Origin of the sequence: Streptomyces sp. NPDC026589, assembly GCF_040638385.1 — a bacterium.
Classification (GTDB): Bacteria; Actinomycetota; Actinomycetes; order Streptomycetales; family Streptomycetaceae; genus Streptomyces.
In genome coordinates this window covers 484,343-501,009 of record NZ_JBEZYG010000002.1, presented here as the reverse complement: position 1 = coordinate 501,009, position 16,667 = coordinate 484,343, and the positions used below count along the sequence as shown (strand labels likewise).

Genomic DNA, 16,667 nt, shown 5'->3' with positions numbered 1-16,667 from the left:
GTCACGGTGCGCCGCTCCCGGCGCGCTCCAGGAACGGCTCCAGCAGCCCCGGGACCGCCTCGGCGGCGAAGCCCAGTCCCTCCGCCGCGTCGGCGTCGTACACCGTGTAGGCGCCCCCGCCGGCGGCGGTGGTGGCCGTGATGGTCACCAGCCCGGCCCGCCGCTGGAAGACCGACTGCTTGACCGTCCAGCCGATCACCCCGGCTCGCTCCAGGGCGGCGGTGGAGCGGCGGACCGTGCCGGAGCGGGTGACCAGGTAGCGCCCGGAGAGCCCGTGCCCGAGGCCCCGGTAGGCGTCCAGGGCGAGCGCCACCGCCACGGGTGCGAGAACCACCGTGCAGCCGAGCGCGATCCACAGCAGCACGGGCGTGAGCAGCGCCCCGAGGACGGTCAGGATCAGGACGGGGCCGAGGACCGCGGCGAGCGACCAGCGCAGTCGGCGGCCCCGGGCGGCGCGCGGGTGCGGGGTGAGCGCCGCGCCGGTCGGGGTGACCGCCTCGCGCAGCACGTCGGCGGCGACGGCGTCGGCCCGGGTCCGTGGCACGGTCGGGAGCAGGGTGTTGTGGTCGGCGTTCTTGGCCTCGTTGTCCTTGGCCAGGCCGGTGGTGATGGCGTCCAGCCGGGCCGCGCCGAGCAGTCGTACGCCCAGCGGCTCGACCAGGTCGACGCCGCGCAGCCGGGCCTCCTCGACGGAGATGGACCGGGAGGTGAACAGCCCGCGCCTCACCCGCAGCGTGCCGCCCGGCTCGCGCTCCAGGCGGTAGTTCCACCACATCTCGATCCAGAGGCCGAGCGCCCCGACGACGCCGGCGACCAGGGCGGCGAGGACCAGGAGGACGATCATCCAGAGCAGCGGGGTGTCGCGGAAGAGGCCCCCGATCCACTCGATGACGTCGCCCTGGGCTCCGACCCAGTCGCTGACCTGCATGACGGCCCCGGCGGCCGCCCCGCCGAGCATGGGGGCGACGAAGGAGACCGGTGCGTAGCGGATCCAGCGGGGGTCCAGGACGGCCAGTTCCCCTTCGCGGTGGACGCCGCCGGACGGTGCGGTGGCGGCGCGCTCCAGGAGGAGGCGGCGCAGCCGTTCGCCCTCGGCGCGGGTGACCGGGTCCAGTTCGAGGGTGGATTCCGAGCCCTGTTCGCCGGTGCCGATCCTGACGGTGACCAGGCCGAGGAGGCGGAGCAGCAGGTTGGCGGTGAGGTCGACCGTGCGGACGCGGCCGCGGGCCAGGGAGCGGCGCTTGACGATCAGGAGGCCGGTGTGGAGATCGACGCGCTCCTCACCGATGCGGTAGCGCGTGCGGTGCCAGCGGACCCGGTCGGCGCCCGCCGCGGCCCCGATGATCAGGACCGCGCCGGCGAGCACCTGGAGCACGGCGGCCGGGAGGCTGAACCACCGGGTGAGGCCGAGCGTGACGGGGATGGCGGCGCCCGCGACGACCCCCGCCACGACGAGGGCGGTGACCAGGACCGTACGGGGGTCGAGGCGGCGCCAGTCGGCGGGCGGGGCGGCGGTGCTCATGTGGCGTCGCCGGGGGTGTCGCGGGTGATGCGGGTGAGCTGCTGGGCGAGGTCGGCGGCGACCTCGTGGTCCAGGCCCGCGATCCGTACCGCGCCCTTGGCGGAGGCGGTGGTGACGGTGACGGTGGCGAGCCGGAAGAGCTGCTCCAGTGGGCCCCGTACGGTGTCGACGGTCTGGATGCGGGACATCGGGGCGATCCGCCACTCCTGCCAGAAGAACCCGGTGCGGACGTACACCGCGTCCTCGGTGATCTCCCAGCGGTGCGTACGGAACCACCACAGGGGGAAGAGGACGGCGGCCGCCGTGCCCGCCGCGGCCAGGACCGCGGCGGGCAGCAGCAGCCAGAAGCGGGCCGGCTCGATCAGCGCGCCCAGGACCGCGAGCGGCACGACGGGCACCGCCGTCAGCAGCAGCCACTGGGCCCGCCACCAGCCGACGGCGCGCTCGTCCAGCGTGTTGCGCGGCGGCCGCAGCACTACCGCCGTCCCCTCCCCCGGTGGCATCGGCTCAGCGCCCGCGCAGCGTGCGGTAGGCGTCGACCAGGGCGGCGGTGGAGCTGTCCAGCTCCCCGGCGTCCGCTCCCCCGTCACCGGTGAGCAGCGGTTCGATCTTCTTGGCGAGGACCTTGCCGAGCTCGACGCCCCACTGGTCGAAGGAGTCGATGTTCCAGATGGCGCCCTGGACGAAGACCTTGTGCTCGTACAGCGCGATGAGCTGGCCGAGGACCGAGGGGGTCAGCTTGTCGGCGAGGATCGTCGTCGTGGGGTGGTTGCCCCGGAACGTCTTGTGCGGGACCAGCTCCTCGGGCACTCCTTCCGCCCGGACCTCTTCGGGTGTCTTGCCGAAGGCGAGCGCCTGGGTCTGGGCGAAGAAGTTGGCCATCAGCAGATCGTGCTGGGCGATCAGTCCGGGCAGCAGGTCGTGGACCGGGGCGGCGAAGCCGATGAAGTCCGCCGGGATCAGCTTGGTGCCCTGGTGGATCAACTGGTAGTACGCGTGCTGCCCGTTGGTGCCGGGCGTGCCCCAGACCACCGGTCCGGTCTCCCACTCCACGGGGTTGCCGTCGCGGTCGACGGACTTGCCGTTGGACTCCATGTCGAGCTGCTGGAGGTACGCGGTGAACTTGGACAGGTAGTGGCTGTACGGCAGCACCGCGTGCGCCTGGGCGTCGAAGAAGTTGCCGTACCAGACGCCGAGGAGGCCGAGGAGGAGCGGGGCGTTCTCCGCCGCGGGGGCGGTGCGGAAGTGCTCGTCGACGAGGTGGAAGCCGTCGAGCATCTCGCGGAAGCGGTCCGGTCCGATGGCGACCATCAGCGAGAGGCCGATCGCCGAGTCGTAGCTGTAGCGGCCGCCGACCCAGTCCCAGAACTCGAACATGTTGGCCGTGTCGATGCCGAACTCCTCGACCTTCTCGGCATTGGTCGACAGGGCCACGAAGTGCTGGGCGACGGCGTCCTGACCGGCCTTCAGCTCGGTCAGCAGCCAGTCCCGGGCGGAGGTGGCGTTGGTGATGGTCTCGATCGTCGTGAACGTCTTCGAGGCGATGACGAACAGCGTCTCGGCCGGGTCGAGGTCGCGGACGGCCTCGTGCAGATCGGCGCCGTCGACGTTGGAGACGAAGCGGAGGGTGAGCGCGCGGTCCGTGAAGGAGCGCAGCACCTCGTACGCCATGGCGGGGCCGAGGTCGGAGCCGCCGATCCCGATGTTGACGATGTTCTTGACGGGCTTGCCGGTGTGACCGGTCCACTGCCCCGACCGGACCTTCTCGGCGAAGCCGGCCATCTTGTCCAGGACGGCGTGCACGGCGGGTACGACATTCTCCCCGTCGACCTCGATCACCGCGTCGCGGGGGGCGCGGAGCGCGGTGTGCAGGACCGCCCGGTCCTCGGTGGTGTTGATCTTCTCGCCGCGGAACATCGCGTCCCGCAGCTCCGCGACCCCGGTGGCGGCGGCGAGTTCACGCAGCAGGCGCAGCGTCTCGTCGGTGACCAGGTGCTTGGAGTAGTCGAGGTGGAGGTCGCCGACCCGGAGGGTGTAGGCGGTGCCGCGGTCCGGCTGCCGCGCGAACAGCTCGCGCAGCTGGGGTGCGGCGAGCTCCTCACGGTGCTTGGCGAGAGCCGTCCACTCGGGCGTCTGGTTGAGCTTGGTTCGGCTTGCTGCGTTCATCCCGGATATCAGCCCACTTCTTCTCGTCACTCAGCATCCCCGCTGCCCCTCCAACCTAATTGATCGAGGAGGGCCGCGGCGTGGAGGAGGGCGGTGGCGCGGGAACGCGCTACGGCCGGACACCCGTGGGGTGTCCGGCCGGTGAACGGCTGGGGTTCCGTGCAGCCGCGTCGGAGGGAGCCTCAGATCTCGCCTCGGAGCTTGGCCAGCGCCTCGGCGAGGATCGCCTCGCCGTCCTCGTCGCTCCGCCGTTCGCGTACGTACGCCAGGTGCGTCTTGTACGGCTCGGTGCGGGGCGGGGCGGGCGGGCTGTCCTTGTCCTGGCCGGCCGGGAAGCCGCAGCGCGGGCAGTCCCAGATGTCCGGCACCTGTGCGTCATGGGCGAAGCTCGGCTGCGTCTCGTGCCCGTTCGAGCACCAGAAGGAGATGCGGGCGCGCGGTGCGGACTCGCCCCGCTCGGCCTCCCCCATCGGCCCCGCTCCGACCCGGCTTCCCCGGATCGCGTTGCCACTTGCCACGGTCGTAACTCCCTGCGTGAGTCGAGCGATGCCCCAGTCTACGTAAGGCCCAACGCGCGTCCAGTGGAAGGAGTCACACCGTCACCGGTATGCGCGGACGACGGGTCAGCTGTCCAGCTTGACGAGCAGACCGAGTACCACGACGCACGCGAACCAGGCCAGACCGACCACGACGGTGATCCGGTCGAGGTTGCGCTCGGCGACCGAGGAGCCGCCGACGGAGGACTGCATTCCGCCACCGAACATGTCGGAGAGGCCGCCGCCCTTGCCCTTGTGCATGAGCACCAGCAGCATCAGCAGCAGGCTGAAGACGATCAGAGCGATCTGGAACGCCAAAACCACGGCTGGTCCCTACTTTCCGGAATTCTTGACTACTGCGTGTACGTGCACCGGGGGCCGAAGGGTGTTGGCCCCTCCGGCCCCCGCAAGGGTACGACGGATCCGCGCTACCGCATACTCACTGGTCGCGGAAGCGGACGATCTTGACGAACTCGTCGGCGTCCAGCGCGGCGCCGCCGATGAGAGCGCCGTCCACGTCGGGCTGCGCCATGATGGCCGCGACATTGCCGGACTTCACCGAGCCGCCGTACTGGATGCGGACGGCGTCGGCCAGCTCCTGGGAGTACAGCTCGGCCAGCCGGCCACGGATCGCGCCGCAGACCTCCTGGGCGTCCTCGGGGGTGGCGACCTCGCCGGTGCCGATGGCCCAGACCGGCTCGTAGGCGATCACGATGGTCTCGGCCTGCTCGGCCGGGATGTCCTTAAGGGCGCCGTCGAGCTGCGCGAGCGTGTAGGAGACCTGGTCACCGGCCTTGCGGATGTCCAGGCCCTCGCCGACGCAGAGGATCGGGGTCAGACCGTGCTTGTAGGCGGCCTTCACCTTGGCGTTGCAGATCTCGTCACTCTCGCCGTGGTACTGGCGGCGCTCGCTGTGGCCGACGGCCACGTACGTGCAGCGCAGCTTGGCGAGCATGGGGCCCGAGATCTCACCGGTGTACGCGCCGGAGTCGTGCGCCGAGATGTCCTGGGCGCCGTACTTGATCTTCAGCTTGTCGCCGTCCACCAGGGTCTGCACGGAGCGCAGGTCGGTGAAGGGCGGCAGGACGGCGACCTCGACGGCCTCGTAGTCCTTGTCGGCCAGGGCGAAGGAGAGCTTCTGGACGTGGGCGATGGCCTCGAGGTGGTTGAGGTTCATCTTCCAGTTGCCCGCCATCAGCGGGGTGCGGGTGGTCATGAAAAGTCAGTCCTCCAGTGCGGCGAGGCCGGGAAGCGTCTTGCCCTCGAGGTATTCGAGACTCGCGCCGCCACCGGTCGAAATATGTCCGAAAGCATTCTCGTCGAAGCCCAGGATGCGAACGGCCGCGGCGGAGTCGCCACCGCCGACGACGCTGAAGGCCGACGAGTCGACGAGCGCCTGGGCGACCGCACGGGTGCCGTCGGCGAAGTCGGGGTGTTCGAAGACGCCCATCGGGCCGTTCCAGAAGACGGTGGCCGCGTCGGCGAGCTTCGATGCGTAGAGCTTGTTGGTCTCCGGTCCGTTGTCCAGCCCCATCTGGCCGACCGGCATGGCGTCGGCGGCGACGGTGGTGGGGTGGGCCGGGGCCTTGGTCTTCAGGTCCGGGAAGGACGGGGCGACCACGACGTCGACGGGGAGGACGAACTCCACGCCCTTCTCCTCGGCCCGTCGCAGGTACTCCTGGACGGCCGGGATCTGGTCCTCCTGGAGCAGCGAGCTGCCGACCTCGTGACCCTGGGCCTTGAGGAAGGTGTACGCCATGCCGCCGCCGATGAGGATGCGGTCGGCCCGCTCCAGCAGGTGGTCGATCACGCCGAGCTTGTCGGAGACCTTGGCGCCGCCGAGGACGACCGCGTACGGCCGCTTGACGTCGGTGGTGAGCTTCTTCAGGACGCCGACCTCAGTGGCGATGAGGTAGCCCGCGTAGTGCGGGAGCCGGGCCGGGAGGTCGAAGACCGAGGCGTGCTTGCGGTGCACGGCGCCGAAGCCGTCGCCCACGTAGATGTCCGCGAGCTCGGCCAGCTGATCGGCGAAGGCGCCGCGCTCGGCGTCGTCCTTGGCCGTCTCGCCGGCGTTGAAGCGGAGGTTCTCGACGACCGCGACCTGGCCGTCGGCGAGGCCGGCGACCGCGGCGCGGGCTGACTCGCCGACCGTGTCGGTGGCGAAGGCGACCTCGGCTCCGAGGAGTTCGCCCAGGCGGGTGGCGGCGGGCGCCAGCGAGAAGGCCGGGTCCGGGGCGCCCTTGGGGCGGCCGAGGTGCGAGGCGACGACGACGCGCGCGCCGGCCTCGGCGAGCTTGGCGATCGTCGGGACGACGGCGCGGATACGGCCGTCGTCGGTGATCGTGGTGCCGTCCAGCGGCACGTTGAGGTCGGCACGGACGAATACCCGCTTGCCCGCGACCCCTTCGGCGAGAAGTTCGTCGATCGTCTTCATCTGTTCCGTTTACTCCTTGGAAGGACCGATGAGCATGCTAGGCCGTGTCGACAAACTGCCGTCGTCCGGCCGTAGGCCGGGCGCGGCAGGCGGAAGTTTGTCGACACGGCCTAGGGGCTCGACCCGCGCTTCTTTGCGCGGGTCGAGCCCCTTCGCTTACATCGATGTGCCTGCCGACCCGAGGATCAGAGCTGCTCGCCGACGAAGACCGTGAGGTCGACGAGGCGGTTGGAGTAACCCCACTCGTTGTCGTACCAGCCGAGGATCTTCACCGTGCTGCCCTCCTGGACCATGGTCAGGGAGGAGTCGAAGGTGCAGGACGACGGGTCGCCGACGATGTCCGAGGAGACGATCGGGTCCTCGGTGTACGTCAGGAAGCCCTTGAGGGCGCCGTCGTCGGAGGCCTTCTTGAACGCGGCGTTGACCTCGTCCTTGGTGACCTCGCGCTGGAGGGTGACGACCAGGTCGGTGGCGGAGCCGGTCGGGACCGGGACGCGCATCGCGATGCCGTCGAGCTTGCCCTTGAGCTGCGGGAGGACCAGGGCGGTCGCCTTGGCGGCGCCGGTGGTGGTGGGGATGATGTTCTCGGCGGCGGCGCGGGCGCGACGCAGGTCCGAGTGCGGGAAGTCCAGGATCCGCTGGTCGTTGGTGTACGCGTGGACCGTCGTCATCAGACCCTTGACGATGCCGAAGTTCTCGTCGAGAACCTTGGCCATCGGCGCCACACAGTTGGTGGTGCAGGAGGCGTTGGAGATGACGTGGTGGTTGGCCGCGTCGTACTTGTCCTGGTTGACGCCCATCACGATGGTGATGTCCTCGTCCTTGGCCGGAGCCGAGATGAGGACCTTCTTGGCGCCGCCCGCGATGTGCTTCTCGGCGTCGGCCTTCTTGGTGAAGATGCCGGTCGACTCGATGACGATGTCGACACCCAGCTCACCCCAGGGGATGTCGGCCGGGTTGCGCTCGGAGAGCACCTTGATGGTGTGACCATCGACGGTGATGGTGTCGGCGGTGTGGCTGACCTCTGCCTTGAGACGACCCAGAATGGTGTCGTACTTCAGCAGGTGGGCCGTGGTCGCAGTGTCACCCAGGTCGTTGACAGCCACGATCTCGATGTCCGCACCCTGCTCCAGCAGAGCGCGGAAGTAGTTGCGGCCGATGCGGCCGAAGCCGTTGATGCCTACGCGGATCGTCACGAACCGATCTCCTCGTTAGGTACGCCGGTTTTCGACGCCGGCGAGTTGTATAGGGATGTCCCCGACCGCTTCCGACCCTACCTCTCCCAGGGCCCGGGGGTGACATCGAGAGGGCCTCCGCACGCCACCGGATACGACCGGAGATCCGTACTCATCAGTAGGAGTACGGACCTCCGTTTCGCCCGCCGGGGCCAACGTCCCCTGCCCGTCGCCCAGTCAGCCGACCAGGCCGTCGGCGAGCTCCTCGCTGAGGGTCGACTCGGTCCCCGGGATGCCCAGATCCTGGGCCCGCTTGTCGGCCATCGCCAGCAGCCGGCGGATCCGGCCGGCGACCGCGTCCTTGGTCAGCGGCGGGTCGGCGAGCGCGCCCAGCTCCTCCAGGGAGGCCTGCTTGTGCTCCATGCGGAGCCGTCCCGCGGCGGCCAGGTGCTCGGGGACCTCCTCGCCGAGGATCTCCAGCGCGCGCCCCACCCGGGCCCCGGCGGCGACCGCGGCGCGGGCCGAGCGGCGCAGGTTCGCGTCGTCGAAGTTGGCGAGCCGGTTGGCCGTGGCGCGGACCTCGCGCCGCATCCGGCGCTCCTCCCAGGCGAGCACCGCGTCGTGCGCGCCGAGCCGGGTCAGCAGGGCGCCGATCGCGTCGCCGTCGCGGACGACCACGCGGTCCACGCCGCGCACCTCGCGGGCCTTGGCCGCGATGGAGAGCCGGCGCGCCGCCCCGACCAGGGCGAGGGCCGCCTCCGGCCCCGGGCAGGTGACCTCCAGCGAGGAGGAACGGCCGGGCTCGGTGAGCGAGCCGTGGGCGAGGAACGCTCCGCGCCAGGCCGCCTCGGCGTCGCAGGTGGCCCCCGAGACCACCTGCGGGGGCAGCCCGCGGATCGGACGGCCGCGGCCGTCCACCAGACCGGTCTGGCGGGCCAGCTGGTCGCCGCCCGCCACCACCCGTACGACGAAGCGCGAGCCGCGGCGCAGTCCTCCGGGGGCCATCACGATCAGCTCCGAGCTGTGCCCGAAGATCTCCAGGATGTCGCGCTTGAGGCGGCGGGCGGCGTTGCCGGTGTCCAGCTCCGCCTCGATCACAATCCGCCCGCTCACCAGGTGCAGGCCGCCCGCGAACCGAAGAATCGCCGAGACCTCTGCTTTCCTGCAGCAGGTCCGGGTGACGGGAAGATGAGAGATTTCGTTCTTCACCGCTGGCGTCATCGCCATGGGCCGATCCTTCCATGCATCCGAAAAATACGGTCGTACGCGGCGGCCAACAGCTCCTGATCATGGACCGGAACGCCGTCGGGCGATGCCACCGGCGCCAGCTCGACCGCGGCTCCGAGCCGTAGTGCGGCATCGGCGAGTGACTCACGGTCGGGCACGGCGGCCTCATCGGCCAGCACCACGTCCAAGGCGAGTTTAGGGGCGTGTCGCCCCAAAACCTCCAAATGACGCTGCGGTGAGAAGCCTTCTGTTTCACCGGGCTGGGGTGCGAGGTTCAGCGAGAGGACCTTGCGGGCCTTCGTGGTGACCAGCGCGTCGAGCAGTTCCGGCACGAGCAGGTGCGGGATCACCGAGGAGAACCAGGAGCCGGGACCGAGCACCACCCAGTCGGCGTCCAGGACCGCCTCCACGGCTTCCGGGACGGCCGGCGGGTCGGGCGGCACCACGTGCACGGACTGCACCTCGCCGGGGGTGAGCGCCACCGTGGCCTGGCCGCGCACGGTGACGATCGCGTCGGGCAGGTCGGGGTCGTGGCCCTTGACCAGCGCCTGGAGCTCCAGCGGGACGGCCGACATCGGCAGCACCCGCCCGTGCGCGCCGAGCAGCTTGCCGACCAGGTCGAGCGCCTGTACGTGGTCGCCGAGCTGCTCCCAGAGGGCCACGATCAGCAGATTGCCGACCGCGTGCTCGTGGAGGTCGCCCTTGGACTCGAAGCGGTGCTGGATGACCCGGGACCAGGTGCGGCCCCAGTCGTCGTCGCCGCACAGCGCGGCGAGCGCCTTGCGGAGGTCGCCGGGGGGCAGCACGCCCAGCTCCTCGCGCAGCCGGCCGCTGGAGCCGCCGTCGTCGGCGACGGTGACCACGGCCGTGAGATCGCCGGTGATCCGGCGCAGCGCCGCCAGGGACGCCGAGAGACCCATGCCGCCGCCGAGCGCGACGACCTTGGGCTGAGCACCGCGTTTGCGGCCGGAGAGCGCCGAGGTGGCGCGGCTCAGGCGTCGCATCCGCAGATTGCGTCCGGTCACTCTCGCCCCATGTCGCGGTGGACGAGGACGGTCTCGACGCCTTCGGCGGCGAGGCGGGCCGAGAGCTTCTCCGACATGGCGACGGAGCGGTGCTTGCCGCCGGTGCAGCCGACGGCGATGGTCACGTACCGCTTGCCCTCGCGGCGGTAGCCGGCGGCGATCAGCTGGAGCAGCTCCGTGTACTGGTTGAGGAACTCCTTGGCGCCCGGCTGGTCGAAGACGTAGTCGGACACCTCCTCGTTGACGCCGGTGAAGGGGCGCAGCTCGGGGACCCAGTGCGGGTTGGGCAGGAAGCGGCAGTCGACGACCAGGTCGGCGTCGACGGGCAGGCCGTACTTGTAGCCGAAGGACATCACCGTGGCGCGCAGCTCGGGCTCCGACTCGCCCGCGAACTGGGCGTCCATCTTGGCCCGCAGCTCGTGCACGTTGAGGCTGGAGGTGTCGATGACCAGGTCGGCGTCGCCGCGCAGCTCGCGCAGCAGGTCACGTTCGGCCGCGATGCCGTCGACGATGCGGCCGTCGCCCTGGAGGGGGTGCGGGCGGCGGACGGACTCGAAGCGGCGCACGAGGGCGTCGTCGGAGGACTCCAGGAAGACGATCCGCCGGGTGACGTGCTTGGCCTCCAGGTCCGCGAGGGATTCGCGGAGGTTGTCGAAGAAGCGCCGGCCGCGTACGTCGACGACGACGGCGATCCGGGCCACGTTGCCCTGCGAGCGGGCGCCGAGCTCCACCATGGTGGGGATCAGCGCGGGCGGCAGGTTGTCGACGACGAACCAGCCGAGGTCCTCCAGACACTTGGCGGCGGTGCTGCGGCCGGCGCCCGACATCCCGGAGATGATCACCAGCTCGGGAATGGCCGTCTCACCCGTCTCGTTCGGGGTGTTCGTACTCACGTCTGCTGCTCCGTCTGCTCGGTCGGCGTCGATGTCGGTGTCGGTGTCCGCGGCGTTCTGTGCGGTCTCGTGGCTGTTCTCGGTCATGAGCTGCCCCCGTCGTCCTCTTCGATGATCTCTCCTGTGGCCGTGTTCACGGCAGGTGCCGCGGGAGTGGTCGAGGCGAGGGCGGCGGCCACCGATTCCGCCGTCCTTCGCCCTATCCCGGGAACCTCGCAGATATCGTCGATTGTCGCTTGCCTGAGCTTCTTCACCGAGCCGAAATGCTTGATGAGGGCCTGCTTGCGGGTCTCGCCGAGGCCGGCCACGTCGTCGAGGGGGCTGCTGCGGATGCGCTTGGCGCGTTTGGCGCGCTGGTAGGTGATGGCGAAGCGGTGGGCCTCGTCCCGGATGCGCTGGAGGAGGTAGAGGCCCTCGCTGGAGCGGGGCAGGACGATGGGATCGTCGTCATCGGGGAGCCAGACCTCTTCCAGGCGCTTGGCGAGGCCGCAGACCGCGATGTCGTCGATGCCCAGCTCGTCCAGGGCGCGCTTGGCGGCGGCCACCTGGGGCTGCCCGCCGTCGACGACGACGAGCTGCGGCGGGTAGGCGAACCGCTTGGGGCGGCCGTCGTCCTCCCGGGGCCCGGGCTCGTCGTCCGGGGAGGCGGCGGTGAGGTCCGGGGCGGGGACGGGGCCGGTGGCGGCGGGGACCGGAGCGGGGCCGGCCCCGGGAACGGGGGCCCCGGGGGCGGGGCCGGTGGCGCCGGGGGCGGCCTCCGGCGTCTCCTCCCACTCCCCCGTGCGTTCCTTGTCCTGGAGGTAGCGCTTGAAGCGTCGGCCGATCACCTCGTGCATCGAGCGGACGTCGTCCTGGCCCTCGAAGCCCTTGATCTGGAAGCGGCGGTACTCGCTCTTGCGGGCGAGGCCGTCCTCGAAGACGACCATGGAGGCCACCACGTCGTCGCCCTGGAGGTGGGAGATGTCGTAGCACTCGATGCGCAGCGGCGCGGTGTCCAGGCCCAGCGCCTCGGCGATCTCCTCCAGGGCGCGGGAGCGGGTGGTCAGGTCGGAGGCGCGCTTGGTCTTGTGCAGCCCGAGCGCCTGCTGGGCGTTGCGCTGCACGGTGACCATGAGGTCCTTCTTGTCGCCGCGCTGCGGAATGCGCAGGCTGACCTGGGAGCCCCGGCGCTCGGCGAGCCACTGGGAGACCGCTTCGGCGTCCTCGGGCAGGGCGGGGACCAGGACCTCCTTGGGGACGGCGTCGCCGCGCTCCTCCCCGTACAGCTGCTGGAGGGCGTGCTCGACGAGGCCGGAGGTGTCGACCGCCTCGACCTTGTCGGTGACCCAGCCGCGCTGGCCGCGCACCCGGCCGCCACGCACGTGGAAGATCTGGAGGGCGGCCTCCAGCTCGTCCTCGGCGACGGCGATGAGGTCGGCGTCGGTGGCGTCGGCGAGGACGACGGCGCTCTTCTCCATGGCCCGCTTGAGGGCCTCGGCGTCGTCGCGGAGGCGGGCCGCCCGCTCGTACTCCATCTCCTCGGCCGCCTGCGTCATGTCCTTCTCCAGGCGGCGGATGTACGTGCCCGTGCGGCCGGCCATGAAGTCGCAGAAGTCCTCGGCCAGCTCCTGGTGTTCCTCGGGGGTGACCCGGCCGACGCAGGGGGCCGAGCACTTGCCGATGTACCCCAGCAGGCAGGGGCGGCCGGTGCGCGCGGCGTTCTTGAAGACCCCGGCGGAGCAGGTGCGGACGGGGAAGACGCGGAGCATCAGGTCGACCGTCTCGCGGATCGCCCAGGCGTGGCCGTACGGACCGAAGTAGCGCACGCCCTTCTTCTTGGCGCCGCGCATGACCTGGACGCGGGGGAACTCCTCGTTGAGCGTGACCGCGAGATACGGATAGCTCTTGTCGTCCCGGTACTTGACGTTGAACCGGGGGTCGAACTCCTTGATCCAGGAATACTCCAGCTGGAGCGCCTCGACCTCGGTGGAGACGACCGTCCACTCGACGGAGGCGGCGGTGGTGACCATCGTGCGCGTACGCGGATGGAGGTTCGCCAGGTCCTGGAAGTAGTTGGCCACGCGTTGGCGCAGGTTCTTGGCCTTCCCGACGTAGATCACCCGGCGGTGCTCGTCGCGGAATTTGTAGACCCCCGGGGAGTCGGGGATCTGTCCCGGCCTGGGGCGGTAGCTGGAGGGGTCTGCCATGTCTCACACCCTACTTGCGGGCGGTGACAGCGCGTCGTCCTCACGTGTTGCCGGGGGCGGTACCGCGCTCCGGGGTGCCGTGGGGTGTTCGCACCCCGGAGCGCGGGCCAGTGGGCCGGTGGAGCCGCCGCTCAGGCGTCCGTGGCCTGGGATCGCCCGGCACGGCTGCGGCGGCGTACGGCGGCGGCCCCGCAGAGGGCCAGGGCGAGCAGCGCCCCGGCCCCCGCGGTCGTGGACACGGCGGTCAGGGCCGTGTCCGGCGCCCCCGACGCCGTGCCGGCGAGCGCGGGGCTCCCGGCGGTGTCCGGCGCCTGGTCCGCGGCCGGGCCGGGGACGGGGCCGGGGGCCGGGGCGGCCGCCGGGGCTCCCCCGGTGCCGGTGGCCGCGTCGGGGCCGTAGCCCCCGGCCTTGCCGGAGCGGGCGTATCCGGAGCCGGGCAGCTTGTCGCCGTACGCCTCCTGTACCCGGGTCCGGTAGGCGCTGAGCCCGGTGCCGCGGGCGCCCACGGCGGCCTTCGCGTCCTCGTCCAGCGGGAGCACGCGGGAGCCGTCGTGGACGTACCAGGCGTCGATCTGCGGTTCGCGGAACACGGTGCCGCCGGGGAGCGCGCGGGCCCCCTGTGCGGTGTAGCGGGCCTCGTCGTCGCCGGTGGCGATGTTCACCACCTGCCACCGGTCGCCCCCGTCCGTCCCGGGGACGGTCCACAGGGAGGCCTTCTGGCCGTCGGAGGAGACGGCGGTGCTGGCCAGGTAGTCCACGGTGCTCGGGGCGGCCCCGGGCTTTCCTGCGACGAAGGCGGCGGAGAGCGTGCGGACGGGAACGGTCCTCCCCTCGATCCTGGGTGCGCTCGCCGCCCTGCTGACCGCGCCCTCCCGGGCGAAGAACCGGGACAGGGTGTCCAGGGTCGCGGGCTCGGTGGCGGCCTCGTGGGCCGCTTCGAGGGTGGCGGCGGTCAGTTTCGGCGGGGCCGCCCGGCCGTCGTCGGCGAGGGCGGGAGCGGCGGCGGTGAACAGGGCGGCGCCGGTGAGGGCGGTGGCGACGGCGATGCGCCGGGTGGTGGAGTTCATGACCTCACGCCCCGATCCGGTAGAGCGAGTGGGTCCAGGAGAACTCGTTGTTGTTGACGTACCAGGCGTGCGAGGCCCAGTTGTAGCGGTCGCTGGAGGGCCACGGATCGCCCCAGTAGACCCAGCTGTTGGCGTCGTCGTACCCGTAGATGACATGCATGTGGCCGCCGCCGGACGACCACTGGATGCGGGTCTCGATGGGGCGCTGGGCCGATATCTCGGCCTGCACGGTCGGGTAGCGCAGCCAGCCGGTGACGTAACTGCCGGGCCTGACCCCGGCCCAGGAGAGTCCGGTCTGGACGTTGCCGAGGGTGGCCTGCGAGTTGGGGCACTGGGAGTTCTGGCCGCGGTTGAAGGCGGCGTTGCAGAACTGGTTCTGCGAGTAGTTGCGGCCGAACCAGGCGGCGATGGTGTTGCCGCCGGCCGCCCAGCACCAGTTGCTCTGCTGTTGTGCCTGCATGGTGATGTCGAGCCGCTGGGCGGCGGCGACGGTGGAGCCCGTCGCCCCGTCCGGGGACTGGGCGGCGGTGGCGGTGCCCGCGGGGACGGCGAGCAGGACGGCGGCCAGGAGGGCGGTGAACGAGAACCTTCCGGGCCTGACTCTTCGGTTGCGCATGGCGTTCCTCCCAATGCGGGGGTGGGGATCGGAGGAGCGCGTCCGGACGCTGACGATGAGCATCCGGCGTTGTCCGGAGCAGGTCAACACGCTTCAATGCGAGGTGACATCACGGTGTGAACGGCACGGCGTCCGTGTGAACGGCTCTGTCCCGGTCACCTGCTCCCCCGCATCCCCGGGGGCGGGTGTCGCCACTCCCCACGTGAACGTTCACCGGAGGCCCGCCATGCGGCAGACCGAGACCGAACTGGCGCAGGTACTGCGGACCGGACCGTTCCATCTGGCGTTGCGCACCGCTCTGTCGGTGCGCGGGCTGCCGCTCCAGCGGGTGCAGCACCATCTGGCGCACCGGGGCGTCAAGCTCGGGGTGACCAGCCTCAGCTACTGGCAGCAGGGGGTGCGCCGGCCCCGGCGGGCCGAGTCGTTGCGGGCCGTGCGGGCGCTGGAGGAGGTGCTCGCGCTGCCGGACGACTCGCTGCTGCGGCTCCTGCGCGACGGTGACGCCCCGGCGGACGGGGACCGTCCGGCCGCCCGTTCGTACCGGTCGCTCATGGAGGCGTCGGGCTCGGTGGAACGGCTCCTCGCGGCGATGGAGTCACCCGTGGACGGCGGCCTGCACACCGTGGTGCACCAGGAGCGGGTGCGGATCGGGGCGCGGCGCGAGCTGGCGAGCCGCACGTCGCAGCACGTGGTGCGGGCGCACCGGGACGGCGTCGACCGCTATCTCGCGGTCCACCGGGGCGACCCCGGCTGCGACCCGTCGCGGATCGCGGTGCGGGCCCTGGAGAACTGCCGGACGGGCCGGGTCCGCTGGGACCGGGATGCGGGGGTACTGGTGGCGGAGCTGCTCTTCGACACCCGGTTGCGGTCCGGTGAGACGTACCTCTTCGGCTACGGCTTCGAGGACGGTACGGGCGGGGCCGGCGGAGAGTACGTGCGCGGCTTCACCTTCGGGGGCGGGCAGTACGTGCTCCAGGTCGGCTTCGACGAGGCGGCGCTCCCGGTGCGGTGCCGCCGGTTCGCCCAGGCGACGGCGGGGGCGGCGCGCGGGGCCCGCGAGGACCTCACGCTGACCGGCCGGCACCGGACCGTGCACCTGGTGGAGGAGAGCGTGCGGCCCGGTCTGATCGGGGTCGACTGGGACTGGGAGTGAGGCCCCGGGGGGCTCAGGCGTCGGGGACGGGGTGCCGCGTCAGGCGTCGGGGCCCGCGACGAGCTTTCCGCCCTCGGCGGTGACCGGGACGGCGGGCAGCGGCACGGTGGCCGGGCCCTTCACCGGCTTGCCGGTGGTCATGTCGAAGCGGCTGCCGTGGCAGGGGCAGTGGCCCTCGGTGCCCTCGACCTTGTCCAGGACACAGCCGCCGTGGGTGCACTGGGCGCTGAACGCCTTGTACTCGCCCTTCGCCGGGCAGACGACGACCACGCGCTGCTCGCGGTAGAGCTTGGCCCCGCCGACGGGCACCTCGGAGGCGGCCCCGAGGTCGACGGGGGCGGTGGGGGTGGGGTTCTTGGCGTGGCCGAGCTTGGACTCGGTGGAGCAGGCCGCTGCTCCCAGCCCGGCGGCGCCGGCGAGCGCGGCGCCCTTCAGCACGGTACGGCGGGCGGCGGGCAGGCCGGGCATGCGGACTCCACGGGGTTGTTGTTCGGGGTGGATCATGGTGGGGCTGGTTGTTCGGGGGTGGATCACGGCGGATCCGCGTCGCCGGACAGGGCGGGGCGGCGACGGCGGCCCCGCGTGCCGGTGACAGAACCGACGATACCGGCGGGGATCGGAAGCCCTGCGACCGGGCCGGAGCGCCTGTCCGGACGGGCGACGGCGG

At 71.5% G+C, this 16,667-nt stretch carries 16 protein-coding genes; 1 reads left to right on the top strand and 15 read right to left on the bottom strand.

Translation table 11 applies throughout. The features are described from left to right. Position 1: 1 nt before the first annotated feature. From AB0F29_RS05230 to AB0F29_RS05165, 14 genes are all read right to left on the bottom strand, one after another. Positions 2–1,522 carry a PH domain-containing protein gene (locus AB0F29_RS05230; protein WP_361867561.1) on the bottom strand — a complete coding sequence of 507 codons (1,521 nt, stop codon included), beginning with the start codon at positions 1,520–1,522 and terminating at the stop codon, positions 2–4. Continuing rightward, positions 1,519–2,025: a PH domain-containing protein gene (locus tag AB0F29_RS05225; protein ID WP_361867560.1), complete on the bottom strand. Its 507-nt coding sequence runs from the start codon at positions 2,023–2,025 to the stop codon at positions 1,519–1,521. Before AB0F29_RS05225 ends, AB0F29_RS05230 begins: the two co-directional genes overlap by 4 nt. A gap of 4 nt (positions 2,026–2,029) precedes the next feature. Then, positions 2,030–3,688 carry a glucose-6-phosphate isomerase gene (pgi, locus tag AB0F29_RS05220; RefSeq protein ID WP_361867558.1) on the bottom strand — a complete coding sequence of 553 codons (1,659 nt, stop codon included), beginning with the start codon at positions 3,686–3,688 and terminating at the stop codon, positions 2,030–2,032. Positions 3,689–3,870: 182 nt separating this feature from the next. Further along, positions 3,871–4,206, bottom strand: a complete 336-nt coding sequence (locus AB0F29_RS05215) for an RNA polymerase-binding protein RbpA (RefSeq protein WP_361867557.1) — start codon at positions 4,204–4,206, stop codon at positions 3,871–3,873. Positions 4,207–4,311: 105 nt separating this feature from the next. Continuing rightward, positions 4,312–4,548 (bottom strand): preprotein translocase subunit SecG, encoded by a 237-nt coding sequence (gene secG / locus AB0F29_RS05210; RefSeq protein ID WP_003969872.1) that lies wholly within the window; start codon positions 4,546–4,548, stop codon positions 4,312–4,314. A 115-nt stretch (positions 4,549–4,663) separates the two neighbouring features. Beyond that, positions 4,664–5,440 carry a triose-phosphate isomerase gene (gene tpiA / locus AB0F29_RS05205; protein ID WP_361867555.1) on the bottom strand — a complete coding sequence of 259 codons (777 nt, stop codon included), beginning with the start codon at positions 5,438–5,440 and terminating at the stop codon, positions 4,664–4,666. A 6-nt stretch (positions 5,441–5,446) separates the two neighbouring features. Next, positions 5,447–6,658, bottom strand: coding sequence for a phosphoglycerate kinase (locus AB0F29_RS05200; RefSeq protein WP_361867553.1), 1,212 nt, complete (start codon positions 6,656–6,658; stop codon positions 5,447–5,449). A gap of 185 nt (positions 6,659–6,843) precedes the next feature. After that, complete coding sequence (gene gap, locus AB0F29_RS05195) at positions 6,844–7,854, bottom strand: type I glyceraldehyde-3-phosphate dehydrogenase (protein WP_361867552.1); 1,011 nt, start codon at positions 7,852–7,854, stop codon at positions 6,844–6,846. A gap of 216 nt (positions 7,855–8,070) precedes the next feature. Beyond that, positions 8,071–9,060, bottom strand: a complete 990-nt coding sequence (whiA, locus tag AB0F29_RS05190) for a DNA-binding protein WhiA (RefSeq protein WP_003969868.1) — start codon at positions 9,058–9,060, stop codon at positions 8,071–8,073. Beyond that, entirely contained in the window at positions 9,051–10,085 is a 1,035-nt protein-coding gene (yvcK, locus tag AB0F29_RS05185) for a uridine diphosphate-N-acetylglucosamine-binding protein YvcK (protein ID WP_007448516.1), read from the bottom strand. The genes whiA and yvcK overlap by 10 nt, the downstream gene beginning before the upstream one ends. Then, entirely contained in the window at positions 10,082–11,065 is a 984-nt protein-coding gene (gene rapZ, locus AB0F29_RS05180) for an RNase adapter RapZ (RefSeq protein WP_361867550.1), read from the bottom strand. Before rapZ ends, yvcK begins: the two co-directional genes overlap by 4 nt. After that, positions 11,062–13,164, bottom strand: a complete 2,103-nt coding sequence (gene uvrC / locus AB0F29_RS05175; protein WP_361867548.1) for an excinuclease ABC subunit UvrC — start codon at positions 13,162–13,164, stop codon at positions 11,062–11,064. Before uvrC ends, rapZ begins: the two co-directional genes overlap by 4 nt. A gap of 131 nt (positions 13,165–13,295) precedes the next feature. Further along, positions 13,296–14,231, bottom strand: coding sequence for a hypothetical protein (locus tag AB0F29_RS05170; protein ID WP_361867547.1), 936 nt, complete (start codon positions 14,229–14,231; stop codon positions 13,296–13,298). A gap of 4 nt (positions 14,232–14,235) precedes the next feature. Further along, the gene (locus tag AB0F29_RS05165; RefSeq protein ID WP_361867545.1) at positions 14,236–14,847 is read right to left on the bottom strand and encodes a papain-like cysteine protease family protein; all 612 of its coding nucleotides are present in this window, start codon (positions 14,845–14,847) and stop codon (positions 14,236–14,238) included. 226 nt (positions 14,848–15,073) lie between these two features. Here AB0F29_RS05165 and AB0F29_RS05160 point away from each other — a divergent pair, with 226 nt between their 5' ends. Then, positions 15,074–16,000 (top strand): hypothetical protein, encoded by a 927-nt coding sequence (locus AB0F29_RS05160; RefSeq protein ID WP_361867543.1) that lies wholly within the window; start codon positions 15,074–15,076, stop codon positions 15,998–16,000. Positions 16,001–16,039: 39 nt separating this feature from the next. Here AB0F29_RS05160 and AB0F29_RS05155 read toward each other — a convergent pair whose 3' ends face one another. Then, entirely contained in the window at positions 16,040–16,468 is a 429-nt protein-coding gene (locus tag AB0F29_RS05155; protein ID WP_032790784.1) for a Rieske (2Fe-2S) protein, read from the bottom strand. Positions 16,469–16,667 lie beyond the last annotated feature (199 nt).

What these genes read in the sequence shown, in the direction of transcription:
- AB0F29_RS05170 (WP_361867547.1), bottom strand. Translation starts at nt 14,231, where the DNA reads ATGAACTCCACCACCCGGCGCATCGCCGTCGCCACCGCCCTCACCGGC.
- uvrC (WP_361867548.1), bottom strand. Translation starts at nt 13,164, where the DNA reads ATGGCAGACCCCTCCAGCTACCGCCCCAGGCCGGGACAGATCCCCGAC.
- AB0F29_RS05165 (WP_361867545.1), bottom strand. Translation starts at nt 14,847, where the DNA reads ATGCGCAACCGAAGAGTCAGGCCCGGAAGGTTCTCGTTCACCGCCCTC.
- whiA (WP_003969868.1), bottom strand. Translation starts at nt 9,060, where the DNA reads ATGGCGATGACGCCAGCGGTGAAGAACGAAATCTCTCATCTTCCCGTC.
- AB0F29_RS05155 (WP_032790784.1), bottom strand. Translation starts at nt 16,468, where the DNA reads ATGCCCGGCCTGCCCGCCGCCCGCCGTACCGTGCTGAAGGGCGCCGCG.
- rapZ (WP_361867550.1), bottom strand. Translation starts at nt 11,065, where the DNA reads ATGACCGAGAACAGCCACGAGACCGCACAGAACGCCGCGGACACCGAC.
- AB0F29_RS05230 (WP_361867561.1), bottom strand. Translation starts at nt 1,522, where the DNA reads ATGAGCACCGCCGCCCCGCCCGCCGACTGGCGCCGCCTCGACCCCCGT.
- AB0F29_RS05225 (WP_361867560.1), bottom strand. Translation starts at nt 2,025, where the DNA reads ATGCCACCGGGGGAGGGGACGGCGGTAGTGCTGCGGCCGCCGCGCAAC.
- AB0F29_RS05200 (WP_361867553.1), bottom strand. Translation starts at nt 6,658, where the DNA reads ATGAAGACGATCGACGAACTTCTCGCCGAAGGGGTCGCGGGCAAGCGG.
- pgi (WP_361867558.1), bottom strand. Translation starts at nt 3,688, where the DNA reads ATGAACGCAGCAAGCCGAACCAAGCTCAACCAGACGCCCGAGTGGACG.
- tpiA (WP_361867555.1), bottom strand. Translation starts at nt 5,440, where the DNA reads ATGACCACCCGCACCCCGCTGATGGCGGGCAACTGGAAGATGAACCTC.
- AB0F29_RS05160 (WP_361867543.1), top strand. Translation starts at nt 15,074, where the DNA reads ATGCGGCAGACCGAGACCGAACTGGCGCAGGTACTGCGGACCGGACCG.